This window comes from Mesorhizobium sp. M0618, assembly GCF_040320765.1.
In the GTDB taxonomy this organism is placed as follows: domain Bacteria; phylum Pseudomonadota; class Alphaproteobacteria; order Rhizobiales; family Rhizobiaceae; genus Mesorhizobium.
Map to the genome: position 1 here is coordinate 83,473 of NZ_JAMYQH010000023.1, position 25,745 is coordinate 109,217.

25 protein-coding genes are annotated in these 25,745 nt (G+C 63.6%); 10 read left to right on the forward strand and 15 right to left on the reverse strand.

Going from position 1 to position 25,745, the window contains the following annotated elements; translation table 11 throughout:
- Positions 1-17 precede the first annotated feature (17 nt).
- Entirely contained in the window at positions 18-629 is a 612-nt protein-coding gene (locus NKJ04_RS23050; RefSeq protein ID WP_127289311.1) for an LOG family protein, read from the reverse strand.
- A 143-nt stretch (positions 630-772) separates the two neighbouring features.
- On the opposite strand from NKJ04_RS23050, the gene NKJ04_RS23055 reads away from it, so the two are divergent.
- Entirely contained in the window at positions 773-2,230 is a 1,458-nt protein-coding gene (locus tag NKJ04_RS23055) for a LysM peptidoglycan-binding domain-containing protein (protein ID WP_352677469.1), read from the forward strand.
- 27 nt (positions 2,231-2,257) lie between these two features.
- On the opposite strand, the gene NKJ04_RS23060 is transcribed toward NKJ04_RS23055, so the two are convergent.
- Positions 2,258-3,049, reverse strand: coding sequence for an NAD(P)H-dependent oxidoreductase (locus tag NKJ04_RS23060; RefSeq protein WP_352677470.1), 792 nt, complete (start codon positions 3,047-3,049; stop codon positions 2,258-2,260).
- Between the two features lie 124 nt (positions 3,050-3,173).
- Between NKJ04_RS23060 and NKJ04_RS23065 the strand changes: the two genes are divergently transcribed.
- The 6 genes from NKJ04_RS23065 to NKJ04_RS23090 all read left to right on the forward strand — a co-directional run bounded on the left by NKJ04_RS23065 (position 3,174) and on the right by NKJ04_RS23090 (position 8,707).
- Positions 3,174-4,076: a LysR family transcriptional regulator gene (locus NKJ04_RS23065; RefSeq protein WP_352677471.1), complete on the forward strand. Its 903-nt coding sequence runs from the start codon at positions 3,174-3,176 to the stop codon at positions 4,074-4,076.
- Between the two features lie 67 nt (positions 4,077-4,143).
- Entirely contained in the window at positions 4,144-4,476 is a 333-nt protein-coding gene (locus tag NKJ04_RS23070) for an ArsR/SmtB family transcription factor (RefSeq protein ID WP_031213736.1), read from the forward strand.
- Between the two features lie 77 nt (positions 4,477-4,553).
- Positions 4,554-6,434 carry an ABCB family ABC transporter ATP-binding protein/permease gene (locus NKJ04_RS23075; protein ID WP_352677472.1) on the forward strand — a complete coding sequence of 627 codons (1,881 nt, stop codon included), beginning with the start codon at positions 4,554-4,556 and terminating at the stop codon, positions 6,432-6,434.
- A 121-nt stretch (positions 6,435-6,555) separates the two neighbouring features.
- Positions 6,556-6,903: an antibiotic biosynthesis monooxygenase family protein gene (locus NKJ04_RS23080; protein WP_023813733.1), complete on the forward strand. Its 348-nt coding sequence runs from the start codon at positions 6,556-6,558 to the stop codon at positions 6,901-6,903.
- Between the two features lie 283 nt (positions 6,904-7,186).
- A complete protein-coding gene (locus NKJ04_RS23085; RefSeq protein ID WP_023813734.1) occupies positions 7,187-7,885 on the forward strand; it encodes a phosphatidylserine decarboxylase in 699 nt (232 codons plus the stop codon).
- A gap of 3 nt (positions 7,886-7,888) precedes the next feature.
- Positions 7,889-8,707, forward strand: coding sequence for a CDP-alcohol phosphatidyltransferase family protein (locus tag NKJ04_RS23090; protein ID WP_013532542.1), 819 nt, complete (start codon positions 7,889-7,891; stop codon positions 8,705-8,707).
- Between the two features lie 27 nt (positions 8,708-8,734).
- On the opposite strand, the gene NKJ04_RS23095 is transcribed toward NKJ04_RS23090, so the two are convergent.
- Together NKJ04_RS23095 and NKJ04_RS23100 are read right to left on the reverse strand one after the other, a co-directional pair.
- Positions 8,735-10,957: an AMP-binding protein gene (locus NKJ04_RS23095; RefSeq protein WP_352677473.1), complete on the reverse strand. Its 2,223-nt coding sequence runs from the start codon at positions 10,955-10,957 to the stop codon at positions 8,735-8,737.
- A gap of 123 nt (positions 10,958-11,080) precedes the next feature.
- A complete protein-coding gene (locus tag NKJ04_RS23100; RefSeq protein ID WP_352609784.1) occupies positions 11,081-11,488 on the reverse strand; it encodes a tautomerase family protein in 408 nt (135 codons plus the stop codon).
- A 113-nt stretch (positions 11,489-11,601) separates the two neighbouring features.
- Here NKJ04_RS23100 and NKJ04_RS23105 point away from each other — a divergent pair, with 113 nt between their 5' ends.
- A complete protein-coding gene (locus tag NKJ04_RS23105) occupies positions 11,602-12,459 on the forward strand; it encodes a LysR substrate-binding domain-containing protein (protein ID WP_352677474.1) in 858 nt (285 codons plus the stop codon).
- 133 nt (positions 12,460-12,592) lie between these two features.
- Here the strand turns inward: NKJ04_RS23105 and NKJ04_RS23110 are convergent, their stop codons facing one another.
- The 3 genes from NKJ04_RS23110 to NKJ04_RS23120 form a co-directional block, all read right to left on the reverse strand.
- Positions 12,593-13,519 (reverse strand): DMT family transporter, encoded by a 927-nt coding sequence (locus NKJ04_RS23110; RefSeq protein WP_352677475.1) that lies wholly within the window; start codon positions 13,517-13,519, stop codon positions 12,593-12,595.
- 60 nt (positions 13,520-13,579) lie between these two features.
- The gene (locus NKJ04_RS23115) at positions 13,580-14,467 is read right to left on the reverse strand and encodes a DMT family transporter (RefSeq protein ID WP_128303058.1); all 888 of its coding nucleotides are present in this window, start codon (positions 14,465-14,467) and stop codon (positions 13,580-13,582) included.
- 178 nt (positions 14,468-14,645) lie between these two features.
- Positions 14,646-16,163 carry a S10 family peptidase gene (locus NKJ04_RS23120; RefSeq protein WP_352677476.1) on the reverse strand — a complete coding sequence of 506 codons (1,518 nt, stop codon included), beginning with the start codon at positions 16,161-16,163 and terminating at the stop codon, positions 14,646-14,648.
- Between the two features lie 153 nt (positions 16,164-16,316).
- Here NKJ04_RS23120 and NKJ04_RS23125 point away from each other — a divergent pair, with 153 nt between their 5' ends.
- Positions 16,317-17,018, forward strand: coding sequence for a helix-turn-helix transcriptional regulator (locus NKJ04_RS23125; protein ID WP_352550562.1), 702 nt, complete (start codon positions 16,317-16,319; stop codon positions 17,016-17,018).
- A 21-nt stretch (positions 17,019-17,039) separates the two neighbouring features.
- Here NKJ04_RS23125 and NKJ04_RS23130 read toward each other — a convergent pair whose 3' ends face one another.
- Complete coding sequence (locus tag NKJ04_RS23130) at positions 17,040-18,134, reverse strand: polyamine ABC transporter substrate-binding protein (protein ID WP_352677477.1); 1,095 nt, start codon at positions 18,132-18,134, stop codon at positions 17,040-17,042.
- 44 nt (positions 18,135-18,178) lie between these two features.
- Entirely contained in the window at positions 18,179-19,285 is a 1,107-nt protein-coding gene (gene aguA / locus NKJ04_RS23135; protein ID WP_352677478.1) for an agmatine deiminase, read from the reverse strand.
- Positions 19,286-19,487: 202 nt separating this feature from the next.
- Between aguA and NKJ04_RS23140 the strand changes: the two genes are divergently transcribed.
- Complete coding sequence (locus NKJ04_RS23140) at positions 19,488-19,994, forward strand: OsmC family protein (RefSeq protein ID WP_183453887.1); 507 nt, start codon at positions 19,488-19,490, stop codon at positions 19,992-19,994.
- 3 nt (positions 19,995-19,997) lie between these two features.
- Here NKJ04_RS23140 and NKJ04_RS23145 read toward each other — a convergent pair whose 3' ends face one another.
- From NKJ04_RS23145 to radA, 6 genes are all read right to left on the reverse strand, one after another.
- A complete protein-coding gene (locus NKJ04_RS23145) occupies positions 19,998-20,219 on the reverse strand; it encodes a hypothetical protein (protein ID WP_013532531.1) in 222 nt (73 codons plus the stop codon).
- 167 nt (positions 20,220-20,386) lie between these two features.
- Positions 20,387-21,028, reverse strand: coding sequence for a hypothetical protein (locus NKJ04_RS23150; RefSeq protein WP_352550556.1), 642 nt, complete (start codon positions 21,026-21,028; stop codon positions 20,387-20,389).
- A gap of 77 nt (positions 21,029-21,105) precedes the next feature.
- Positions 21,106-21,846 carry an SDR family NAD(P)-dependent oxidoreductase gene (locus NKJ04_RS23155; RefSeq protein WP_352550555.1) on the reverse strand — a complete coding sequence of 247 codons (741 nt, stop codon included), beginning with the start codon at positions 21,844-21,846 and terminating at the stop codon, positions 21,106-21,108.
- A gap of 44 nt (positions 21,847-21,890) precedes the next feature.
- Entirely contained in the window at positions 21,891-23,360 is a 1,470-nt protein-coding gene (gene purF / locus NKJ04_RS23160) for an amidophosphoribosyltransferase (RefSeq protein ID WP_013532528.1), read from the reverse strand.
- A 105-nt stretch (positions 23,361-23,465) separates the two neighbouring features.
- Positions 23,466-24,125 (reverse strand): CvpA family protein, encoded by a 660-nt coding sequence (locus NKJ04_RS23165; protein WP_127289277.1) that lies wholly within the window; start codon positions 24,123-24,125, stop codon positions 23,466-23,468.
- 63 nt (positions 24,126-24,188) lie between these two features.
- Positions 24,189-25,592, reverse strand: coding sequence for a DNA repair protein RadA (gene radA, locus NKJ04_RS23170; RefSeq protein ID WP_352677479.1), 1,404 nt, complete (start codon positions 25,590-25,592; stop codon positions 24,189-24,191).
- Positions 25,593-25,745 lie beyond the last annotated feature (153 nt).

Sequence of the window (25,745 nt, forward strand, 5' to 3'; positions counted from 1 at the left end):
CCTTACTCCCGTATTCCCTACATCTTGTCTATCACCGACTGCACGCCTTCGGTCGGGGCGTCGACGGACGATCCTGCCACCATGATGGCGGCGACGATCGCTTCGGGGTCGTCAATGACCAGCGGCTTGACCCGCTGTGCGGTGTGGATGAAGCCTTCGGCGGCCATGTGATCGAGCAGCGCCAGCATCGGATCCCAAAATCCTTTGACATTGCCGAAGACGATCGGCTTGCGATGATGGCCAAGTTGTCCCCAGGTCATGATCTCGATGATCTCCTCGACCGTGCCGATGCCACCTGGCAGTGCCACAAAGGCGTCGGATTTCTCGAACATCTTGTGTTTGCGCTCGTGCATGTTGTCGGTGATCAAGAGTTCATCGAGCCGGTCAAGCGCTGTTTCGCTCGCCTCCTTGTTGATCAGGAAGCGCGGAATGATGCCCGTCACCTTGCCGCCGGCCTTGAGCGCGCCTTCGGCGACAGCGCCCATAATGCCTTTGGTGCCGCCGCCATAGACCAGCCGCAGTCCCGCTTTGGCAATCGAGCGCCCGAGCAGGTGCCCGGCCTTGATATAGGTTTCATCGCGGCCCGGAGACGAGCCGCAATAGACGCAGACGGATCGAATCGTGTTCATGCCGATGATTGGTGATTGGGTCTGAAAGCGTGGTCAAGCCCCAAGGGTCAACAAGCCCGGGCTTTTTCTTGTCGGCCCGTTTTTCTTGTCGGCATTGGCAAAACAGGCTAGACCGGCGTTAGGTGGCTAAGGGGTAGGGAAATATGGCAATTAATCCACTGAAGGCGTTCCTGTTCGCGGCGGGTGGGACCGTTGCGGCCGCGGGAACCGCCTATGTATCGGGCGCACTCGACCCGTATCTCAATCCCACGCCGCCGGCGCAAGTGGCGGCGCAGACGCCGCCCGCAGCGCCAAAATCGGCCGATCCCGGCACCGAAGCGCGGCTGCCCGCCGCGGAAGTCCCTGCGGCTCCCGCCGCGGTGCCCCAGGCAACGGCACCGGCCGCGGCTGCGCCGGCTGCGGCCGGTCCGGTCGCACCGTCCTTCGATGTCGTGCGCGTCGAAAGCAATGGCTCGATTGTCGTCGCCGGCAATGCGGCGCCCAACGCCAAGGTCGAGATCCTCAACGGCTCGACGGTGCTTGGCTCGACGGTCGCTGGTCCCGATGGCGCCTTCGTTATCGTTCTCGATGATCCGCTGAAGCCCGGCGATTATACCATCGCGCTGCGCGCGACCACGGGCGATGTCGTAACGCCCTCGGTGCAGACCGCCGTCGTTTCGGTTCCCAAGGATGCGGCCGGCCAGGTGCTGGCCATGGTCGAGGAGCCGGGCAAGCCGGCCGAATTGCTGACCGTTCCCGGGCCCGAGGCAAAGCCGGCTGCTCCGGCCGCCGCGCCGGCTGCTCCCGCAGCCGAAGCGCCCGCAGCTGCTCCGGCACCAGCCGCCCCGGCACCTGCCGTGGTCGACGCAGCACCGGCTCCTGCAGCGCCGGCGACGCCGCCCGCTGCAGGCGTGACCGAGCCCAAGATCGTCGTCGAGGCGGTCGAGATCGACGGCAGCAAGATCTTTGTCGCCGGTCTCGCCGATGCCGGCCGCAAGGTGCGCGCCTATGCCAACGATATCCTGCTCGGTGATGCGCAAACTTCGACGGACGGTCATTTCCTGGTCGAGGCGACGCGCGACATTCCGGTCGGCAGCTACACAATTCGTGTCGACGGCCTCGATACCGACGGTGTGACAGTTGTGGCCCGCGCAGCCGTGCCGTTCGAGCGCGAGCCCGGCGAAGCGGTCGCCGCCGTGGCACCCTCGGCGCCGAAGCCCGTTCAGCCCAAGCCGGCCGCACCTGCCGCCGCCGAGGCGCCGGCCGCGGCCGAGACGGCTCCGGCCACGACGCCTGCTCCCGCCACCGAGGCTCCGGCCGTTGTGGCGGAGGCGACGCCGCCGAGCGATGTGCCCGAGACCGTGGCGCCCAAGCTCGAACATGCCGACGGCGCCGTCATCATCCGCCGCAACGACACGCTGTGGCGGATCTCGCGGCGCGTCTATGGCCATGGCGTGCGCTTCTCGACCATCTACCTCGCCAACCAGGACCAGATCAGCGATCCCGACCGCATCTGGCCGGGTCAGGTGTTCAAGGTCCCGGAAAAGTCGAAGGAAGGCGAAGCCGCCGACCTCAAGGCGATGGGCGAGCAGGCAACGACAGCGCCGGCCAAGACCAACTAGTCCAGGCCATCCAAAGGCCGACGTCAGCTAGTTTGTTGAACCGCTCAGGTGCAGTTTGAATCCGATTATGTTCGGATCTCCCAGGTCGGGGCGTAGCTTCATGCTCGGAATCAAATAGTCGCCGCCATTCTGCCGGCGATAGGGGATGGGTTGCGTGGTCGCGAGCGCTCTCATCCTCTCGCGCAGGCGCTCGGCGGTGGGTTCGAAGTCGGCTTCACCGAAGCGGTCGACGCTGTAGACGACGAATGGCGGAAGGACGTCGTAGCCCGGGTAGTAGAGGATCCCGTGGTTGATCGGGAACAGCAGATCATCAATTGGTCCGTTGACGCCGCGAGGGGCATAGTGCTCCTCCCAGCCGCCGGCGGTCACGATCAACATTGCGCGCTTGCCCATCAAGGTTCCCTCGCCGTAGCGGTCGCCCCATCGTTTGTCGCTATGTTCGCCCACGCCGTAAGCGAAGCCGTAGGCAAAGACCCTGTCGACCCAGCCCTTGAGGATCGCCGGCATGGCAAACCACCAGAGCGGAAATTGGAGAATCAGGGCATCCGCCCATAGCAGCTTTGCGATCTCGGCCTTGACGTCCTCTGTCAGCGCGTCGGCCTCGAAAGACTTTTTTGACGCTGCGGCAGGCATCAGCCGCGCGCCCGGCGCCAAAACCGGAAAGTCGGCCCGATCAACCGCTGATTTCCAACCCTGGGCGTAGAGGTCCGTCACCCGCACTTCGTGGCCTTGTGCCTCGAGTTCTCTGATGGCGACGTCGCGGAGCGCGCCGTTGAGCGAGCGGGATTCGGGATGTGCGAAGACAAGTAGGATTTTCATGCGGGGGACTCCGGGGATTGAAAAACTGGTCCCTTAGCTAGGCAATATCGACGCAATCCGCTATATATTCGTAATGCATAAGATTGTGCCGAATAGTGGATAAATCGGACTCACCCTCGAACGCATGCGCACCTTCGTTCGCGTCGCGGAACGGGGCAATCTGTCGTTGGTTGCCGGTGAACTGGGTATCGGACAATCGACGGTCACGCGGCATCTGCAGGAACTCGAAGAGGCAGTGGGTGCGCCTTTGCTCAGCAGGACCACCCGGCGGGTCACGCTGACCGACGAGGGCAGCCGGTACTATGCCAACAGCGTCCAGATCCTGCGCCTTGTCGAGCAGGCCGGCGACGAAGCGCGGGGCGCACGTGGCGCGCCGCCCGGCACCGTCCGGATATCCTGTACTGCCGCTTTCGGGGTCTTGCACACCAGCCGACTCATCTTCGACTTTCAGGACCGATATCCCGACATCGGCGTTGACCTCAGCCTCAGCGATGAGCGTGTCGACCTCGTCAGGGAAGGTGTCGACATCGCGCTTCGGTTGGGGCCGCTCACCGACAGCTCATTGAGGCTGCGGGCCCTCGGCCTGTCACGGCGCCTGCTCGTGGCATCGCCGGATTATCTGGCGCAGCGAGGCAGACCGGCTATCCCGTCGGATCTGTCTGGACATGAGGGTATCCGGATGTCGAACGTGGCGGGGAGTGAAACTCTTGCCTTGCAGGGCGCCGGAGGCGAGCGCCATATGGTGCCTTTCGCGGGGCGCCTGCGTGTCGACCATGGGCTTGCCGCGCGCGAGGCTTTGCTCGCGGGTCGAGGGGTCGCACCGGCTCACCGATGGCTTGTCGACGATCTTTTGGCGGCGGGCCTGCTCGAGACGATACTGGATGATTATTCACTGCCGTCCGCCCCTTTGAACATGCTGATCGTCCCGGAGCGCGCGGGCGTTGCAAGGGTCCGCCTGATGGTCGACTTCCTGGCTGAGCGGATTGCCGGCATCCCGGGGATCGAGAAGTCCAGTTCACAGCGTTAGCCGCTATCTGCTCTGCCCAGAAGAGTAGCTTGCGGCAGCGTCGACCATCGTTTATCGCCGATGGACGATGAGTGAATCCCTAGCTGAAATAGGTATGCCTGGTTGCGCCCCGGACAGCCGAGCCGTTGCCACCCGGCTGGCAGCACTTTCGCACCCGGCTCGGATCGAAATCCTAAAATACTTGTCCGCAAGCAACTCCTGCTGCTGCCGCGAGGTCGTCGACCGTTTCGATCTGGCGCAGTCCACTGTGTCACAACATTTGAAGATACTGGTCGAAGCCGGGCTGGTCCGGTTCGAACCTGACCGTCAGCGCTCGCGCTACGAGGTCGATCGTGCCGCACTTGCCGATGTTTCCGCGTCGGTGGCCGCGCTCGTCAATTCCTGCTGCTCCGGCCGCTAGACCATGATCCCGAAAAGTGGAGCCCGGTTTTCGGACGAGATCATGGTCAAAAAGACATAAGAAGAAGGCACCAAGAAATGGCCGAAAAAACCGTCTCCGACTCCTCGACCTTCAAGACGCTGCTCAATTTGTGGCCCTATATGTGGCCGGCGGATCGCGCCGATCTGAGAGCCCGGGTCACATGGGCGACGCTTCTGTTGGTGGTCGCCAAGCTGACGCTGGTCGCCGGTCCCTATTTCTTCAAATGGGCGACCGACGCGCTGGCCGGCGACGCCAAATCGGTGCCGCCGCTGCCGAGTTTTCTGCTGGCGCCGGTCATGCTGGTCGTCGCCTACAATGTCGTGCGCCTGGTGCAACTTGGCTTCAATCAATTGCGCGACGCCTTGTTTGCCCGTGTCGGCCAATACGCGGTGCGCCAGCTCGCCTTCCGCACCTTCGTCCACATGCACCAACTGTCGCTGCGCTTCCATCTCGAGCGCCGCACCGGCGGCCTGTCGCGCATCATCGAGCGCGGCACCAAGGGTATCGAGACGATCGTGCGCTTCATCATGCTCAACACGGCGCCGACCATTCTCGAATTCGCGCTGACAACCGGCATCTTCGCCTACACCTATGGCTGGAAATATGTGGTCGTCGTCGCGGTCACCGTCTGGGTCTATGTCTGGTTCACGGTCCGCGCCAGCGACTGGCGCATCTCGATCCGCCGCGACATGAACGACAGCGACACCGACGCCAACACCAAGGCAATCGACTCGCTGCTTAATTATGAGACGGTGAAATATTTCAACAATGAGGGCATGGAAGCCGAGCGCTTCGACCGCTCGATGGCGCGCTACGAGGTCGCCGCGACGCGGATCTGGACTTCGCTCGGCTGGCTGAACTTCGGCCAGGGCATCATCTTCGGCCTCGGCACCGTCATCGTCATGTGCATGTCTGCGCTCGAAGTGCAGGCCGGCACGCAGACGGTCGGCGACTTCGTCTTCATCAACGCCATGCTGATGCAGCTGTCGGTGCCGCTCAATTTCATTGGCTTCATCTATCGCGAAATCCGCCAGGGGCTGACCGATATCGAGCAGATGTTTGACCTTTTGGATGTGCCGCAGGAGATCGTCGACAAGCCGGACGCGAAGCCACTTACTGTCAGCGCCGGCGCGGTCGAGTTCCGCGACGTGCATTTCTCCTATGACCCGAACCGCAAGATCCTGAAGGGCGTCAGCTTCGAGGTGCCGGCGGGCAAGACCATCGCCATTGTCGGGCCCTCGGGCGCCGGCAAGTCGACCATCTCGCGGCTGCTGTTCCGCTTCTACGACGTGCAGGGCGGCCAAGTGCTGATCGACGGCCAGGATATCAGGGACGTGACGCAGGAGAGCCTGCGCGGCGCGATCGGCATGGTGCCGCAGGACACCGTACTGTTCAACGACACCATCGCCTACAACATCCGCTATGGCCGCATCGGCGCCAGCGAGGAGGATATGCGCAAGGCCGCCGAACTCGCCCAGATCGGCCCGTTCATCGAGCGATTGCCTGACGGTTACAAGTCGATGGTCGGCGAACGCGGGCTAAAACTTTCGGGCGGCGAGAAGCAGCGCGTGGCGATCGCCCGCACCATCCTGAAGGCGCCGCCGATCCTGATGCTCGACGAAGCGACCTCGGCGCTCGACAGCCACACCGAACAGGAAATCCAGGCCGCGCTCGATCTGGTCAGCCGTGGCCGCACCACCATCGTCATCGCCCACCGCCTGTCGACGGTGATTACCGCTGATGAGATCATCGTGCTGCAGGACGGCCAGATCGCCGAGCGCGGCACCCATGCCGATCTGATGCGCAAGCATGGCCTCTACGCCTCGATGTGGGACCGCCAGCGCGAGGCGACCGAGGCCGAGGAGCGCCTGCGCATCGCCCGCGAGGGCGACGAGCTTGGCGTTGTCGTTCGTCGACGAACGTCGGAGGTGAATTGACACCGTTTCCTTCTCCAACGAGGGGAAAAGAGAAAATTTCCGCTTGACCTCAACTTAAGTTGAGATCGTAGGCCGTTCTTGGAGCCCGCCAACTAGCGTGTTTAAAAAACGGAGCAATCGAATGAGCGAGACAAATCAGACTGTTGACGGGGGCAGCGTGTTCAGGGTGGACAAATTCGTCGTCCCGGCCGCCGCTCGCAAGGAGATACTCGCCAAGGTCCGGACGACGCATGAATTGCTGCGCCTGCAACAAGGCTTTGTGCAGGATTTCCTGCTCGAGCAATTCTCAGGCCCAGGCGAATTCAACCTCGTCACCATCGTCGAATGGGAGAGCCAGGCGGCCGTCGACAACGTCGTGCCGATCGTCAAAGCCGCGCACGAGCGCATCGCCTTCAACCCGCAGGAGACGATCGCCCGGCTCGGCGTTCGCGCCGACATCGCCAACTATCAGAGGGTTCCCGGGCTGTAGCAAGGCTGCTACCGCCAGCCGATGCCAGGTGCCGGCGCTTCGACGCTGAGCACCTGGCCGGTGCGGGCTTCAGAAGCCTTCGGATTTGGGATCATGGACGGGCAACCTTTTCCGGCGCCTTGAACCGTCGGTGTCCCGAATTCTGCCGACAACGACACCGACCTAGCAAGCGGATCGCGACCCCTGCCGGCGCACCCAATACGGCCTTCCCTATTGTTGCGTTGCGGCGAAGGGGGCTTTCGGCTATTGAGGCCGGACTTGAAACGGAGCCTGTTTATAACCGATGAGCCTTGTCGATACGGTCAAGAACGCGTTCGTACCGATCCATCGCGAGGGCTATCCCTTCATCGCAGCCTTTGGCGCGGCGACGCTTTTCCTCGGTTATTTCTCCTCGATCCTGTTCTGGATCGGTCTGATACTGACGGCCTGGTGCGTCTATTTCTTTCGCGATCCCGAGCGCGTCACGCCGGTCGACGACCGCCTGGTGGTCAGCCCGGCCGACGGCATCATCTCGGCGGTCGGACCCGCCGTGCCACCGCGCGAACTCGGCCTCGGCAATGCCGAGATGACCCGCATCTCGGTGTTCATGAACGTCTTTTCCTGCCATGTGAATCGCGCCCCGGTGCGCGGCCGTATTGCGAAAATCGAGCACCGGCCGGGCAAATTCCTCAATGCCGAACTCGACAAGGCCAGCACCGAGAACGAGCGCAACGGCCTGGTCATCGAGAGCCCCAATGGCACGGTCGCGGCCGTCCAGATCGCCGGCCTGGTGGCGCGCCGCATCGTCTGCTGGGCCCAGGCCGGCGGCTCGATCGGCACTGGCGAGCGTTTCGGCCTGATCCGCTTCGGCTCGCGTGTCGATGTGTTCCTGCCCCTGACCGCGACGCCGCGCGTTGCCGTCGGCCAGACGGCGGTTGGCGGCGAAACCGTGCTGGCCGAATTCGGCGGTGTTGCCGGCACGCCTCTTGTTCGGGTTTCCTGACCGGTGGGCACGCAATACAAAAAGTTCGAGGCTCATGCCAGCGGCGGTCCGCGCATCCGCGAAATCCCGATGCGCATGGTGCTGCCCAATCTGGTCACCGTGCTCGCCATTTGCGCCGGCCTGTCCGGCATCCGCTTCGGCTTCGAAGGCCGCTTCGAGCCGGCGGTGGTGATGGTGCTGCTTGCAGCCTTCCTCGACGGCATCGACGGCCGCTTGGCGCGGATGTTGAAGGCGACCTCCAAATTCGGCGCGCAGATGGATTCGCTGGCCGACATCGTCAATTTCGGCGTGGCGCCGGCTCTGGTGCTCTATGCCTTCCTGCTCGACCGCGCCGGTTCGCCGGGCTGGATCGCGGCACTGCTGTTCGCCATCGCCTGCGGGCTACGCCTCGCCCGTTTCAACGTGCTCGATGACGAGAAGGCGGATCGCCCCATATGGCAGTCCGAATATTTCGTCGGCGTGCCGGCGCCGGCTGGCGCCGTGCTGGTGATGCTGCCGCTTTATCTCTATTTCCTGCGCACAGGTCTGGAGCCCAGTCGTCCAGCAGCCTTCGTCGCCACCGGCTTCACCATCCTGGTCGCTTTCCTGCTGGTCAGCCGGCTGCCTGTCTATTCCGGCAAGAGCCTGAAAATCCCGGGCGACAGGGTGTTGCCGATCATCCTGGGTGTCGTGCTCTACGTACTCCTGCTGATGACCTACCCCTGGTACACGCTGACCGCTTCGGTTGCCGGCTACCTGATCTTCCTACCGTTCAGCGTGCGCGCCTATTCGAAGCGCGCCAAGCTGGAGGGCGAGAAGGTGCCGCCTTCGGATATAGGTTAGAAGGTCGGCGGAAGTGCTTGATCTGACTCAGGCCGCGACGCCGAGCCCCAGCCTGTCGATCGCCAGTTTCCTCGTCGACACATAATCAGTCTTGCCGGAACCCAGCACCGGGATTTCCTCCACCTTGACGATGTCGTTGGGCACCATCAGTTCGGCGGCACCGGCCTGTTTGCCGAACCTGCGCAAGTCGTCGGGGTTGGCGTCGTCGGCGGTGGTGACCAGCACGATGCGCTCGCCGCGCCTCTTGTCAGGCACGGCCACAGCCGCGTGGTGCTCTTCCGGCCACAGCGACTGCACCAGCATCTCCACCGCACCCAGCGACACCATCTCGCCGGCGATCTTGGCGAAGCGCTTGGCGCGTCCGCGAATGGTGATGAAGCCTTCGCGGTCGACGGCAACGATGTCGCCGGTGTCGTGCCAGCCGGTCAGCGGCTGCAGCTCGCCGGGGCGGTCCGACGTCATGTAGCCCATCATCAGATTCGGTCCGTCGAGCCACAATTGGCCGGCGTCGGAGATGCCCTCGACCGGCTCCAGCTTCATGCGCATGGCCGGCAGCAGCCGGCCGACCGTGCCATCGCGGCCATGGATTGCCGTGTTGACGGCAACCACCGGTGCCGCCTCGGTCAGCCCGAACCCTTCGATGATCTCGGCCTGGAAGCGCTCGCGATAGACGCGGCGGGTTTCCGGCTTCACCGCCTCGGCGCCGGCGACGACGAAGCGCAGGCTGGAAAAATCACCGTCCTTGGCGGTGCGCGCATAGTTGGCGAGGAATGTGTCAGTGCCGAACATGATGGTCGGTTTTACCTTGCGCGCAACCTCGGGAATGATCTTGTAGTGCAGCGGCGAGGGGTAGAGGAACAGCTTTACCCCGGTGACCAGCGGCAGGATGGTGCCGCCCGTCAGGCCGAACGAATGGAACACCGGCAGCACGTTGAGCAGGATGTCGGCGGGCGAGATGGTGATCCGCGCCTCGGCCTGCATGGCGTTGGCGTAAAGGTTCTTGTGCGACAGCACGACCGCTTTCGGCGTGCCTTCCGAACCGGAGGTGAACAGGATCACCGCCGGCTTGGCCGCATCCTGCCGCTGCAGCGGCCAGCGCCACAGCAAGGCGGCGGCAAGGTTGTCCAATGTGGTTACGCTTTCCCGCACATCCTCCAGCCAAAGCAGCCTGGCGCCGCCCTTTTCGACCGCCGCGACGATATCGGCAAGGTCGGCCTTCTCGACGAACGCGCGGGACGAAATCACGGTCCTTATCACCGCCGTGCGCACGGCCGCGGTGACGCTCGCCGGCCCGGCCGTATAGTTGATCATCGCCGCCACCCGGCCGGCCGACAGAAGGCCGGTGAGCGACAGCACGACGCCATTGGCGTTGGGCAGCATCACACCGACCGCTTCGCCCGGCGCCGTGACGGCCTCGAAGCGCCTGCCCAGGACGCGGGCGCCGATGAACATCTTGCGGTAGCTCAACGCACCCAAGATGACGTCTTCTATGATCGTGTGCGAAGCGCCGACGCGGTCGGCGGCATCGCGCATGGCCAGGAACAGGCCACGATCGAGGTTGGTGCCGAAGAGCCGCGCCTCGGCGACACGGTCGAACAGCGCGTTGGTGTTCGAGGCCTGCTCGGGATTGCGCGCCACCAGTTCGGCGATGGTCATCGGCTCCAGCACGCTGATCGACAGCTGCGGAAACCAGTGTCGTGGTGCCTTGTCCGCGGGCGTCAGCGACACCGGCAGGCTGCGCGCGCCGCCGACGAAGATCGGCACGATCTTGGCATCGGCCTGCATGGCGATGCGGGTGACGGCACGAAACAGCCGAAACGTCTTGACGTCGGGCTCGACCGCATCCGGCAAATAGACAGCGAGCCGGCCCTTGCCCTTCAGCACCCGCACCAACCGGCGGCTGACGAAGACATGTTCGGCGTTGAAGGCGATGGTGCGGCCAAGCTCGCGCCAAGGTTCGAGCCACGGCGAGCGCGCCGAGACCTCATCGAGAATATGCAGCGTGTCTTCCGGCAGCAGCGACAGCATCAGCGCCGGCTCGAAGCGCGATTGATGCGAGATGACGTAGATGACTGGGGCCTGCGCCTTGCGGGCGATCCTGATGCGGCTATCTCCGATCCGGTAGGCGAGCTTGAACGGCACATAGAGCAGCGCCTGGGTGAAGCGCAGGCCGAGGCGGAATTTTTCCGCCACGCCGATCAGCAGCCAGGCCAGAACAAGACCCGCAAGCAGCGCCAGTGTCAGGATCATGCCGCGTCTCTCCCAACGTTTTTAGCATCTCGGCTCTTTGCGGCCGTGTCGGCCAGAACCTAGACGATGTGGGAGCAAGGTCAATGCGGAGCTTTTGCTTCCCTTGGTGCGGGAAGCTGCTTCTCACGCCGCCTGCAGCCGTCCACTGATGAAACGAAATTCCTGCGTCTTGCCGCCATAGCCGTAAGCGGCTGCCGGCACTTCATGCACGAAGGCGTAGCTCTCCTCGTGCACTGCGCCCAGCAGACGGCCGAAGGCTGCGAAGATCGCCTTCAGATAGGCTTCCAGCTCGAGCTTGGTGTTGGTGCCGTCGACCACCTTGATATCAAGCCAGAACGTGTTGGTGCCGTGCTCGGCCAGCGACTTGCCGCCGGCGAACCAGTGCTGCGGATCGACATAGGACACGGCAACTGCCGTGATCGTCGGGTCCTTGCGCAGCTGCGTCGCGGTGATTTCCGTGGCCTCCTTTGCGATGCGAGCGGAAAGCGCCGCGTCAGGCTTGCCGGTGACGCTGACGTTGATGATGGGCATTTTTCTTCTCCTTGGCTTGAGCGGCGTCCGATCGCCGTTGAAACAACCATGCCATCATCTTTAGGTCAAAAAAATCGAATTGTTTTTAACTGAAGATTCGATAAGATCGAAGTATGGAAACACTGGATCCCGATCTGCTCCGAACCTTCCTTGCTTTCGTCGACAGCGGCTCGCTGGCCCAGGCGGCTGCAAGCGTTGGCCGCTCGCCCTCGGCGGTGACCGCCCAGATGCAGCGGCTGGAGGAAATCGTCGGTGAGCCGCTGCTGGCGCCGCAAGGGCGAGGACGCGGCTTGACCCCTGCAGGCGAAGACCTCGTCGGCCATGCCAGGCGGATCCTTGCCGCCCATCGCGAGGCTTGGCTGGCACTGAAGGGCGTGCGCGCTGCCGGGCGCGTCGCCATCGGCACGACGCAGGATTTTGCCGACAGCGGCCTGCCGGATCTGCTGCGAGCCTTCGCCGTCAGTCATCCACGCGTCAGGATCGAACTGCGGGTCGGCCGCTCGGCAGAGCTGGCGCAGGCGCTGCAGTCTGGCGGCCTCGATCTGGCGATCGTCATGCGCCAGGCGGCAGCGCCGGACGAAGTCGGCGTGCTGCGGGAGCCGATGATATGGCTATGCTCACAAAAAGGGCTGGCTTCGCGGCAGGAGGAATTGCCGCTGGCGCTGCTCGATCCGTATTGCGGTTTTCGCGAGGCAGCACTTGCCGCACTCGATGCTGCCGGCCGCCGCTACCGCATCGCTGCCGGCAGCGCCAGTCTGGCCGGCCTGCGCACGGCGGTGAACGCCGGTGTCGCGCTGACGCTGCGAACGGCTCGCTTTGCCCATTCCGGCATTGTCGAGGCGCCGCGCGAACTTGGCCTGCCGCATGTTCCAATGGCTGAGTTCGCCATCCGGTTGCGCGCTGGCTCCGATGGTCCGGCGGGCGATCTGGCGGCCCTTCTCAGTGGCAACCTTGCCCTGCCGGGCGGTTGAATGCCCAAAGAAAAAGCCGACCTTACGGTCGGCTTGGAGTAGGACGGGCCGAGGGGTTTGGGGGGACTTGGGGATGGCCCGTCGCAGCAATAATGCCTGACCCGGATGATGGTTCCGTGACCGCGTCACTTTTTTAAGAAATATTTGACGCCACGCGTTGCGGGCCGGCCAAGCGTTGCGAGCGGGCCATCAGCCAATCCCGCCCCGCATGGGCGAACACCGCGCACAACACGATGACGCCGCCGATCATGCTGGCGGCTGGTGCAATCTCGCCCAGGAACAGGAAGGCAAACAGGATCGCGAACGGCACTTCGGCCGAGCCGAGCAGCCCGGATTCGGCCGGCGGGATGAGCCGCGCGCCTTCCGTCCACAGGATCGAGGACAGCGCGAAGGACGCGCCGAAAGTGACGAGCAGAACCGCATCCCTTGGCGAAACCGCCAGCGGATCGGTGACGAACCAGCCGAGCACGAACAACAGGAAGGCCGACACCGCACCGGCCCACACCACGGGCGTGTCGCGGAAGGCGCGTACCATGATCATGTAGAGGCCGCTGCCGATGGTCATCAGCAGTGCCAGTCCGTCGCCGAACAGATTGCCGCTGCCGAAGCCGGACCAGACCATGATCGCCACGCCGCACAGCGACACGGCGGCGGCGACCATCGTCTGCAACCGGAACGGTTCGCGCGTCAGAACCCAGGCCAGCAGTGCGGTGACGAAAGGTGCTGTGGCATAGATGACGGCGACATTGGCGACGAAGGTGAACTTGAACGCCGATATGAAGGCGATGCTGGCCAGCGCACCTTCCACCGCCAGCAGCCAGCCGCGCCAGCCAAGCCGCAGCGTTTCGCGGTTGCCGGAACGGTGACGCCGCCACAGCACATAGAAGCTGATCAGGATCGCGCCGACAAAGCCGCGCCAGCAGATGATGGTCAACGGGTCGGCATGGATCGACTTTGTCAGAACACCGGTCAGGCCGAAAACGGCAGCTGAGGACGACACCAGGATGATGCCGAGTGTGCGCTCCGCGGCGGTGTCGGTGGCGGCTGCAAAGTCAGTCATGCAACCAGCCTACGCCGCTTGGTCCTGACATCGTAGTGTCAGCAATCATGGCCATGCACATCATAGCCGTTTGCGGAAATGCTCGGTGCCGACGATCAACAGGCCGGCGGCGACGATCAGGGCGGCACCCAGGAAGACTTCGCGGCGCGGCACGTCGCCCCAGATCGCAAAGCCGAGCGCGAACGCCCACAACAGCGAGGTGTATTCCAGCGGTGCCAGCACCGAGGCCGGTGTGCGCTTCATGCCCTCGAAGAGAAGATACTGCGCCAGGCCGCCGAGTGCGCCGACGCTGGCAAGGAGCAGCAACTGAGCCCCGTCCGGTGTCCGCCACCACAACAACGCCGGTACCGCCGAAAACAGCAGGAAATAGAAATTGTTGAGCAGGAGTTGGATCATCGAGCGCTCGGCAAGGGCGGTTTTGCGCAAGAGTACGATGGCGATGCCCCACAAGAAGGCGGCCGCCAGCACCAGCAGCACCGGCACGGACAGGCCGAGATGAGTCGGATCGCAAGCGATGAACACGCCGGCAAAGCCGATCAGCACCGCCAGCCAGCGCAGCATCGGCACTTTTTCGCCGAGCAGGAACACCGAAAGCACGGTGACAATGATTGGGGCCGCGTAATAGACGGTGGTCAGTTCGGCGAGCTGCAGGCTGCGCGCCGCGTTGTAGTAGCAGAGCCACGCAGCAAGCGTGAAGGCACTGCGCACCAGCATCGGCCGCACGATCGGCGAGCGCATCGTGTCGGCAAACAACTGTCGTCCGCCGATCGCCGCGCACGCACCCAGAATGGTGATGCTGCGGAAGAACATGATCTGCCAGACGCTCATGCCGACGACCAACAGCTTGATCGAAGCATCCTGTGTCGAAAACAGCAGATAGGCCGCACCGGTCAGCAGGATGCCTGCAAGAACCCGCTCGCGTGTTTCGAGAATGGCGATATCGGCCATAAGGCGCGTGGGACCAAAATTGCCGGAGCGGCAGAAATGCTGTGAGGAGCGACACAAGGGAACTGTGAATTCAGCTCCCTTGGCGCCAAGCTATACGGGCGAAAACCGCTGCGGCGCTGCGCCAGCCCGGTGCTTATGTTGGGGCAGGGGTCCATGGCGAGTTGCACTGTCGCCAAGCCTATTGCGTCGCCTGGTAAAGCTCCGAAGCGGCCTCTTTCAGCGCGCGCCGACCATCGGATCTGAAATACATCATGTGTCCGCCCTCGACGACGTCGAGACGGATGGGCTTGGCATTGGCGAGCGACGGGATCTGGTTCACCAGGTAGCGCGAGGCGAGGTAAGGTGTCACCAGGTCGGTGTAGCCGTTGACGATCACGACGCCCAGCGAAGGGTTCAGTGAGCGTGCCCGTTGCAGATCATCCATTACCCCGGCATAGCCTTGCCGTGACGCGCTGGTCCCGTAGTCCCAATTATGACTGATTTCGCCATTGAGCAGCCGATAGCTGACATCGGTGCGAAAATGCAGTTCGTCGCTGATATAGCCGACGAACGCCGACGTCAGCGCCGGCACGCTGCGGTCGAGCACCGGATCCGGGCCGGCGATGCGGGCGCTCTCGGGCGCGATGTCGGCCGTGCCGATCGTGGCGTCATAGGGGCTGAGCACCTTGCCGCTGGCGCGGGCGAACTCCCTTGCGAACAGGCCGGTGGGAATGCGGGCGGAGTTCCGCTGCACCAGGTCGAGCGGCAGGCCGGTGATGTCAGCCACGCGTTGGCTGGCCAGCCGCCTGCCTTGCTCCAGTCCGCTGGCGATTGCCGTGAGGTAATCGCCCATCGCATAATGTTCGACGTCTGCCAGCTTCTCCCGCAATGCATCGCCGCTGACGCCTTCGGCGCGTAGCCGCACCGCCGCCAGTGAAGGCAGTTCGAGCGCCCAATGCAGCGGCTCGAATTCGTCGGGCTGCACCAGCGTGAACTCCAGCGCCGGGGAGATCAGCACGATGCCGTTCGGACTGATGCCGATATCTTCCTGCAATGTCCTGGCGAGCAGCGCCGCGCGGAACCCGCCATAGCTTTCGCCGGCGAGGAACAGCGGCGACCCGGTGCGGCCGTTCTGCGCGAGATAGAGCCGGATGAAGGCGCCAATCGAGCTGGCATCCTGGTTGACGCCCCAGAAATCGCGCGTGTCCTGCCCCGGTGCCTCGCGGCTATAGCCGGTTCCCACCGGATCGACGAAGACGAGATCGGTCATGTCGAGCCAGCTGTCGGGATTGTCGATCAGTCTTTGCGGTGACGGCAGGAATTCGCCGTCGGCTCCCATTGCGATTATACGCGGGCCGAGCGCGCCGATGTGCAGATAGGCGGACGCTGCTCCAGGGCCGCCGTTGAACACGAAGGTGATCGGCCGCTGCGGGTCTTTGGCCCCGCTTGCCGGCGGCTCCAGCGTGTAGGCGACATAGAAGATCTCCGCCGTGACGTCGCCCTTGCCGGAAAGCAGCGACAGGGTGGCGGCTTTTGCCTGGTAATCCAGCTTTCTTCCGGCCAGCGTGATCGAATGGTTAGTTGTCTGCGGCGGCGGCAGCAGGGACAGAACGCCGCCCGAGGGCGCCGGCCGCTCCGCTGTTTCAGCCAGGACGGGCTGCGCCAGGACGGCAAGCATCGGCAGGATAAGGCAGATCAGTTTCAGCTTGACCGGCATGATGGCTCCGCGACAACGACTCCCGCATAGGTATGGCCGAGAGGTTCGAAGTCAAAGGAAATGGCTGTTTTGAACTTGTAACGGCTTGCGCTAGTGTGAGCCGGAATGCAGTCGAACGTTTCCCTCGATCAGTTTGGACGCTGGAGCGGCGGTGTGGCCGCTGCGGCCGTTGCCGCGACTCCCGAAGAATTGTCGGCTCGCTTCACGGCAGCGGCGAGCGAGTTGCTTGGCTCCGACCGCGCCTATGTCGGCTTTTACCGTCGCGATATCACGTCCCTGACCATCGACGATGCCGGCCCCGATCGCTGGAACCGCGACTACGATGCACGACTGTATCGCCAGGATCCCTTCTTCCAGAGGTTCGCCAGCACAAGGCAGGATTTCCTGTTGCCGCTGTCGGCACTCCGCAATGGCGACTTCCAGCGCACCCCCTACTATCGCGAATTCTTCGGCCCTTCCGACAGTTTCGACGAGATCACCGGCGTGTTCAATCTCGACGGGCTGACCGCTGGCTATGTCACTTTTCTCAGGCGAAACGGGGCAGAACCGTTTGGCGAGCAGGATCTGGCAACGGCTTGCGCGGCAAGCAGCGCGACAAGGCTCATTTTGGAAAGATTGCTTCATCTGTGCCGCTTCCGGCACAAGGGCGCCGCAATCGGTGACGCTCGCTCGCGGCTGAGCAGGCGCGAGGCCGAGATTGCGCGGCACCTGGTCGATGGTGGCAACGCCAAGACCATTTCGCGAAGTCTCGCCGTCTCGCCCGGCACCGTCCGCAACCACATCAAACAGATCTACCGCAAGCTCGGCGTGCACTCCCAGGTCGAGTTGCTGGCGACCCTCCGCGACGTCGCTTGAGCCTGACGGCTTCCGCCGGCTCTATTGCCCCGTCACGATGCGCGTCCACATGCGGTTTTGTGATCGCAGCAGCTTTGGGTCGTTGTTGTCGACCACAAACAGCTTGGCCTTCACGGCATCAGGCGGAAAGACGCCGGGATCGCTGGCTATCGCCTTGTCCATCAGCGGCAGGGATTCCGGTATCGCATTGGCGTAGGAGACATAGCTGGAATTGGCCGCGGCGATATCGGGCCGCAGATTGAAGTCGATCCAGGCCTGGGCGTTGTCGGGATGCGGCGCATCTTTCGGCACCGCCATCGTATCGAAGTTGATGAGCGTGCCTTCCCTGGGAATGGAATAGGCGATCTCCAGCTTCTTCACGGATTCCGCCGCACGGGTCCTTGCCTGGAGGATGTCCCCCGACCAGCCCAGCACCACGCAGATGTCGCCGTTGGCGAGGTCGTTGATGTATTTGGACGAATGGAAATAGCGGATGTAGGGCCGCACCTTGCCCATCAGGTCCTCGACCTTGGCGAGGTCGTCGGGACTGGTCGATTTGGGGTCGATGTGAAGATAGTTCATCGCCATCGGGATGACTTCCGCCGGCGCATCGATCATGGCCACGCCGCAATCGGAGAGCTTCTTGACCATTTCGACGTCGAACACCATGGCGAAGGAATCCGTCGGCGCGTCCGGTAGCCTCTGCTTCACCGCGGCGACGTTGTAGCCAATACCGTCGGTGACGGCCATATAGGGCACGGCATGCAGGTTCTGTGGGTCGGCGCCCGCGATCAGCGCCAGGGCCTGCGGATCGATCTTCGAATGGTTCGCAAGCTTCGCTTTGTCGAGTTCCAGGAAAGCCCCTGCTTTCACCTGGTTCTTCAGGAACGGATAGGCTGAAGGGTAGACCACATCATACCCGGAGCCACCGGTGAGCAGCTTGGTTTCAAGCACCTCGTTGCCGTCATAGACGTCGTAACGAACCTTGATTCCCGTCTCCTTCTCGAATTTCTCGGCCGTGTCCGGCGCGATGTAGTCGGACCAGTTGTAGACGTTGACGATCTTTTCCTCGTCAGCCGAAGCCGCATTTGCGCAGATGCCGCAGGCAAGCAGGGTTGAGAAGATCAGAGCGCGCATAAATGTCCTCCGTTTTCGCTATCTGTTTTTGGCATGCCCGTCCCTCAACGCCGTTGCGGGGCATAGACCGGCAAGGTGATGCAGGCGACATTGCCGCCGCCCAGCAGGATCTCGCGCGAGTTTTCGATGCCGACTATTCGGTGATCGGGAAACAACTCGGCCAACGTCTGCTTGGCCTTCACATCGAGATCGCAGCCGAATTGCGGTACCACCACGACGCTGTTGCCCGGATAGTAGTTGATATAGCTTGCCGCGATCCGGTTTCCGGCCGGTCGCGCCCAGGTCGAATCCAGCCGGTCCACGCTGTCGCTTTCTTCCGGCGTCATCTCGATCGGCAAGGGGTGGGGCAGCCGGTGAACTTCCAGCGCGCGGCCGCGCGCGTCGCGGGCCGAACGCAACACCTCTTCGGCTTCTCGCACAATCACGTATTGCGGATCCTCCCGATTGTCGGTCCAGCTCAGCACGACGACCCCGGGGCGCACGAAACAGCAGACGTCGTCGACATGACCGTCGGTCTCGTCGAAAGCGAGGCCACGTGGCAGCCAGATGACGGTGCCGACACTGAGATAGTCGCCAAGCTGGCGTTCCACCTCGGCCTTGCCGAGATGAGCGTTGCGATTTCGGTTGAGCAGGCATTGCTCCGTCGTGATGAGGGTGCCCTGGCCATCACATTGCAACCCGCCGCCCTCGGCGATCAGAGGTGCGCGGTAGCGATCCATGTTCTCGATTTCGAGCACTTTTTGCGCGGCCAGATCATCGAGGTCCCATGGCGCGTAGAGGCCGCCGTCAAAACCGCCATATGCGTTGAAGATCCAATCGACGCCACGCACGTCGCCTTGATCGTTGACGACGAAATTGGGGCCGCTGTCGCGCAGCCAGGAATCGTTGGTGGACATTTCCACGACGCGCACATGGCCGGGCAATCGCGCTCGGGCATTCTGCCACTGGCGAGCAGAGGCCGCCACCGTCACCGGCTCGCTTTGCGCGATCGCCGCGGCGACATCCGCGAACAGCTTTTGCGCGGGCTTGGCGCCGAGGCGCCAGGTGTCCGGTCGCTCCGGCCAGATCATCCAGCAGCCTGATTTGGGTTCGAATTCGCCGGGCGCGCGAAACCCATCCTGTTTCGGCCTTGTCGAGAGGGTACGGGGCATCTGGGGACCGCCGGGAAATGGAGTGATGACTTGCCCGGATCAGACGTTTTTGTGACCTTGTCCGTCAATGTCCCATTTGGGATATCGGTGTTGGCGGCTGTTTCCTGTTGCGGAACGGCATTGCCTTCCCACGGTGATCGGCGCAAATCTCGACCGGACGGCGTATGCCGGTGACGCAAGCAGTCGACGAAGGGGAAAGCGGATGGATGCGACCGAACTGAAGGCCATGCAGGCGCCGCTGAAGCAGGCCTATCGTGACGATGCTTCGCAGGCTCTGATCACGCTTCGCGCCAAGGGCTCGATCGATGACCAGTCGGTTGCCTGCAAGGTGGAGACGGGCAGGGCGCTCGCCATCGCCGGTTTGCATCCGGCAACAGGCGGCTCAGGCCTTGAACTCTGCTCGGGCGACATGCTGCTGGAGGCCTTGGTGGCTTGCGCCGGGGTGACGCTGAAGGCGGTGGCGACGGCGCTCGAGTTCAAGCTCGGCGCCGCCACGGTGGAAGCCGAAGGCGATCTCGATTTTCGCGGCACGCTCGGTGTCGCCAAGGATGCGCCGGTCGGCTTTCGCGCCATCCGGCTCAATTTCAAGCTCGACACCGATGAGCCGCAGGAGCGGATAGACTCGCTGCTGAAGCTGACCGAGCGCTATTGCGTGGTCTTCCAGACCATCAGCCAGAAGCCGGAGCTGACGGTGAGCGCACGGCGCTGACGCTTACTGTGCTGACGGTTCTTCGGCGTCGCCCTCGTCGGTGAAGGGCGAGGCGCTCGGCACGCATTGGACCGACCAGCCGGCTGGTGTCGGCTGCTTCTGATATTCGGTGATGGCGGCGGTGCACTGTTCGCGCTTGTCGAAGGTGCTGGGCAGCACGACCATGCCGCCTTGCGGACCGGCGATTACCAGATACCAGACCAACGCTGCTGCGGTCGTAGCCATGGGGATTTCCTCATTCTGCCAGTGGGCGCTTGTTGTGGGAGTCGCTGTGATCCTTACCAACTCCACGGAAATGACGAAAGCATGACGGCGGCGCAGCCTTCCATCGTCACATCACAGCCGCGTGATGTGACGATGGGTTCCAGCCCAAATTTCGAAGCCCAATCGGCTCAGTTGGTGGCAAAACAATAGAACAGGCCATCGCCCCCGGTGCCCTTCAGCGCCTCCTGGCTGCAGCCGCCGCGCGAGGCGTGCGAGGAATTCCAGGATTTGGCGGCTACCGAATCGTCGAGGCCCGTGCGGTCATGATGGCCCATCATAGCGGCGCCTTCCGCCCCGCTCATCGTCCAGTCGCCGCAGGTCTGGTCGGCGATCCTGGTGCCGTCGGGCTTGGAGCCGGTCAGCACGTCGTGGCGGTTCGGCGTGTCACCGCGGCCGTTGACCACTTCGCCTTTCTCGCTGAGCGCCGTCTGCTTGGTGATGCCGTTGGCATCGCTGTGCAACGAGGCGACGTCGTCAGCGATCTTGACGCCCTTGGCGTTCACCCACGGCCCCTTGCCGATGCGGTCGCGGGCGTCAGTATCGCTGGTCGACAGATAGGCGGCCCAACTCTTGCCGGTGACGCCGGCGGCTTCCGCCAGCGATGCGCAATGCGCGTCGGCGCCCTTGAGGCCGCCGAGGTCGGCACCCTTGCCGGAACCGACACTGGTGACGAAGAAGCTCATCTTGGCATCTTGCGAGAGGGCTGCGCCGACTGTGGCGGCGAGGGCGGCCGCGATGGCCGTGGTGGCAACGAGAACAAGTCTGCGCATGTCGATCCTCCAGTTCGAATGGTTACGTCAGAGGAAACGTTGCCGGAGGCCTATTTAATCCATGTCGCAGTCAAGTTTTATTCCGGCTGGCGATAGGCGACGAAGCGATTGTGCTTGGCCTGGAAGATCAATCCGGTCTCTTTCAGCTCCGGCCTGGCCAGCGGTACGATGCGTTTGGCGATCTCGGCGGGGTGCGGCAACGTCTCGGGATCTTCGCCCGGCACTGCCTGGGCACGCATGGCGGTACGGGTGGCGCCGGGGTCGGCGGCGTTGACCCGGAGCGGCAGGCTCTGCGTCTCATGCGCCCAGGAGCGCATCATCGTCTCCACCGCGGCCTTGGAGGCCGCGTAGGGCGCCCAGAAGGCACGCGCCGAGTGCGCTGCGTTGGAAGACAGGATGATCGCTCGTCCAGCATCGGAGAGCCGCAGCAGGGGGTCGACCGAGCGGATCAGCCGCCAGGTCGAGGTGACGTTGATGGTCATCACCTTCTCGAAGGTTTTTGCTTCGACATGACCGATCGGCGAAATGACGCCGAGCACGCCGGCATTGGCGACGAGAATGTCGAGCTTGCCCCAGCGTTCGTGGATGGCGCCGCCCAGGCGGTCGATACCGGCCATGTCGGCGAGGTCGAGCGGCACCAGTGTCGCCTGGCCGCCGGCCGCCTTGATCTGGTCGTCGAGCTCTTCCAGTCCTCCGACAGTGCGCGCCACCGCAATGACATGCGCGCCGGCGGCAGCCAATTCCTTGGCAATGAAATAGCCGATACCGCGCGAGGCGCCGGTGACGACCGCAACGCGGCCGGAAAGGTCGAGGGTCATGCGATGGATTCCGGGAGTTTGACTAACGCTGATGACGGTCCGGTCTACGTCCCGCTTGTCGCCAGCAGCGACAGCGTGCGCACATTGTCGTGGCCTTCGAAGTCGAGCAGGCGGGTTGGATACTGGCCGGTGAAGCAGGCATCGCAAAATTGCGGCTGGTCGTTGTCGCGGCTGGCCTCGCCGACCGCGCGGTAGAGCCCGTCAATGGTGAGGAAGCCGAGCGAATCGACGCGAATGAACTCGGCCATCTCTTCGATCGACATGCGCGATGCCAGGAGCTTCGATTTCTCCGGCGTGTCGACACCGTAGAAGCAGGAGGCGCGTGTCGGCGGTGAGGCGATGCGCATATGCACCTCCTTGGCACCGGCGTCGCGCACCATCTGCACGATCTTCTGACTGGTGGTGCCGCGCACGATACTGTCGTCGACCAGCACCACGCGCTTGCCCTCGATCATGCGGCGGTTGGCATTGTGCTTCAGCTTGACGCCCATGTGGCGGATCGAATCGCCCGGCTGGATGAAGGTGCGGCCGACATAATGATTGCGGATGATGCCAAGCTCGAAGGGAATGCCTGCGGCCTGGCTGAAGCCGATCGCCGCCGGCGTGCCCGAATCCGGAACTGGCACGACGATGTCGGCCTCGACCGGGCTTTCAACCGCCAGCTCGGCGCCGATGCGCTTGCGCACCTCATAGACGTTACGGCCTTCGACCGAGGAATCCGGCCGCGCGAAATAGACATATTCGAAGATGCAGAAGCGGGTCTTCTGCGGTTCGAAGGGGAACAGGCTTTCAATACCCTTGGACGTGACGACGACCATCTCGCCGGGCTTCAGGTCGCGGACGAAACGCGCGCCGATGATGTCGAGCGCGCAGGTTTCGGAGGCCAGGATCCAGGCGCCGTCGAGATCGCCGAGCACCAGCGGCCGGATGCCGAGCGGATCGCGGCAGCCGATCATCTTCTTGGCCGTCATCGCCACCAGCGAGAAGGCGCCCTCGACCTGCCGCACCGCATCGATGAAACGCGAGTTCAAGTCGCGTTCCTTGCTGGTGGCGACGAGGTGCAAAAGCGTCTCGGTATCGGAGGTGGAGGAGAAGATCGCGCCTTGCTTCTGCAGCGCGCGCTGCACGGTCATGGCGTTGGTCAGATTGCCGTTGTGGGCGACGGCGAAGCCGCCATCGGCCAATTCGGCGAAAAAGGGCTGGATGTTGCGCATGCCGGCGCCGCCCGTGGTGGCGTAGCGCGTATGGCCAATGGCGCGGTTGCCTTGCAGGCTGTCGATGACGCGCTGCTTGGTGAAGGTGTCGCCAATCAGGCCGACATGGCGTTCGACATGGAACTGGCTGCCGTCATAGGAAACGATGCCGGCCGCTTCCTGGCCGCGATGCTGCAGCGCATGCAGGCCCAGTGTAACGATGGCCGCAGCGTCCTGCCGGCCGAAAATGCCGAACACACCGCATTCGTCGTGGAAATGGTCGTCGGCCTCGGCGGAAAGCACGTCGTCTGCGTCTGCCATCTTAAGCTCCGCTAAAATCGCCATATAATGCGGGTTCGCGCCGAAAGCAACGCGGGCCGTGCGGTCGTTCACACCATCGTCAGATCCTGACGCCGTTTTCGGGCGTCAGTTTGCCGGTGCCGCCGGTGCCGGAGCGTTGTTGGCCGGTGGTGTTGCGTCATTGTCGTCAGGCGCCGGCGTGTTGGCATCGTCGCCGCCCGCCGGAGCATCCGCGGCCGGTGCGTCCGGAGCCGCTGGCGTCTCGGCGGCCGGCTGATTCGGATTGAGCTTCTTGAGGATCGCGTTTTCCGGATCCTCGGGCAGCAGGCTTTCGAGCTTGGCGCCGATCTGTTCGAGCAGCGGCCGCGACTTGGCCTCCGTGACCCAGGCTGGTGCCTTGGCACCGGCCAGCCAGTTGAAGAACAGCAGGGCGACGGCAACGACCAGGATGCCGCGCGCGGCGCCGTAAAGGAAACCGAGCGTACGATCGAGTGCGCCGATCCTGGAATCGATGATCCAGTCGGCTAGCTTCATGGTGATGACCGAGACGACGATCAACGCGATGATGAAAACCACGCCGGCGGCCGCCGCCATGGCGACCTTTTCATTCTCGATGTAGGGCGCGAGGTAAGGCACAACCGGCTTGTAGAAGAAGAACGCCGCCGCTGCCGCCGCTGCCCAGGAGACGACGGACAGGACTTCGCGCGAGAAGCCGCGAACCATGGCGAGCATCGCCGAGACCAGAGTGAAGCCGACGAGAATTCCGTCAAGCAGCGTAATCGGCATGTCTTTCGCCCCACTCCATGAGCCGCATTATAGCGCGGAGCATCGGGTTCTGGGTCCGATGCTCTAATCTTCTTCGTCCACGCGGCTTCGGCGTGAGCCGGCTATGCGTGCCACGAGGTCGGCAAGCTCGGTCGGCTGGAAAGAACCGGCCCCGATCCCCCCGGCCAGTTCCCCGCTGCCCGAGGGCAGAACCGCGCTTCCAAAACCCAGCTTTTCGGCTTCCTTGAGGCGCTGTTGCGCATGCGCAACCGGCCTCACGGCGCCCGAAAGGCTGATTTCGCCGAAATAGACGCAATCGGCGGGAAGGGCAAGACTGGTGAGCGAGGAAACCAGGGCGGCCGCCACTGCCAGATCGGCCGCGGGCTCCGAAATCCGGTAGCCTCCGGCGACATTGAGATAGACATCGTGAGTGCCGAAGCGCACGCCGCAATGGGCTTCGAGAACCGCCAGGATCATCGACAGCCGGGCGCCGTCCCAGCCGACGACGGCGCGGCGCGGCGTGCCGAGCGAGGAGGGTGCGACCAGTGCCTGGATCTCGACCAGCACCGGCCTTGTCCCCTCCATGCCGGCGAAAACCGCCGCCCCCGGCGATTTGGCATGGCGTTCGCCAAGGAAAAGCTCGGACGGATTGGCGACCTCGCGCAGGCCCTTGTCCGACATTTCGAAGACGCCGATCTCGTCGGTCGGTCCAAAACGGTTCTTCACCGTGCGCAGGATGCGATAGTGATGGCCGCCTTCGCCTTCGAAGTAGAGCACGGCGTCGACCATGTGCTCGACGACGCGCGGCCCGGCGATCTGGCCTTCCTTGGTGACATGGCCGACCAGCACGATCGCCGCCCCCGTGGATTTCGCATAACGGATCATCGCCTGGGCGGCGGCTCGCACCTGTGTGACGGTCCCAGGCGCCGAATCGGCAAGGTCGGTCCACAGCGTCTGGATCGAATCCAGGATGACGAGATCAGGCCGCTTGCCGTCGGCGATCGTCGCCAGGATGTCCTCGACATTGGTCTCGGCGGCAAGTTCCACCGGAGAAGAGGCGACGCCAAGCCGCTGCGCCCGCAGCCTGATCTGCGCGACCGCCTCTTCGCCGGAAACATAGACGATGCGATGGCCTTTTGATGCCAGCGCCGCGGCCGCCTGGGTGAGCAGCGTCGACTTGCCGATGCCGGGGTCGCCGCCGACCAGCAACGCCGAGCCGCGCACGAAACCGCCGCCGGTGGCGCGGTCGAGTTCGCCAATGCCCGAGATGATGCGCGGCGCGTCCTCGATATCGCCGGACAGCGTGGTCAGCACCACCGCGCGGCCCTTGCGGGCGTTGCGCGTGTTGGCTGGTCCCGAGCCGATGCCGCCGGACGTGCCTTCCTCGACCAGCGTGTTCCACTCGCCACAGGCATCGCATTTGCCGGCCCAGCGCTGATGCACCGATCCGCAACTCTGGCAGATGAATTGGACGCGTGACTTTGCCATTACGTCGCCGCAGGCTGAAAATTGGGAAAGCGGGGCGTTCCTTCACACCCCCCTCTGTCCTGCCGGACATCTCCCCCCTTGAGGGCCTGTTGCAAAATTGTGTGGATGTGATTCCCTGTTTTTGAAACGGGGATCTTGCGATGACGACGAAGC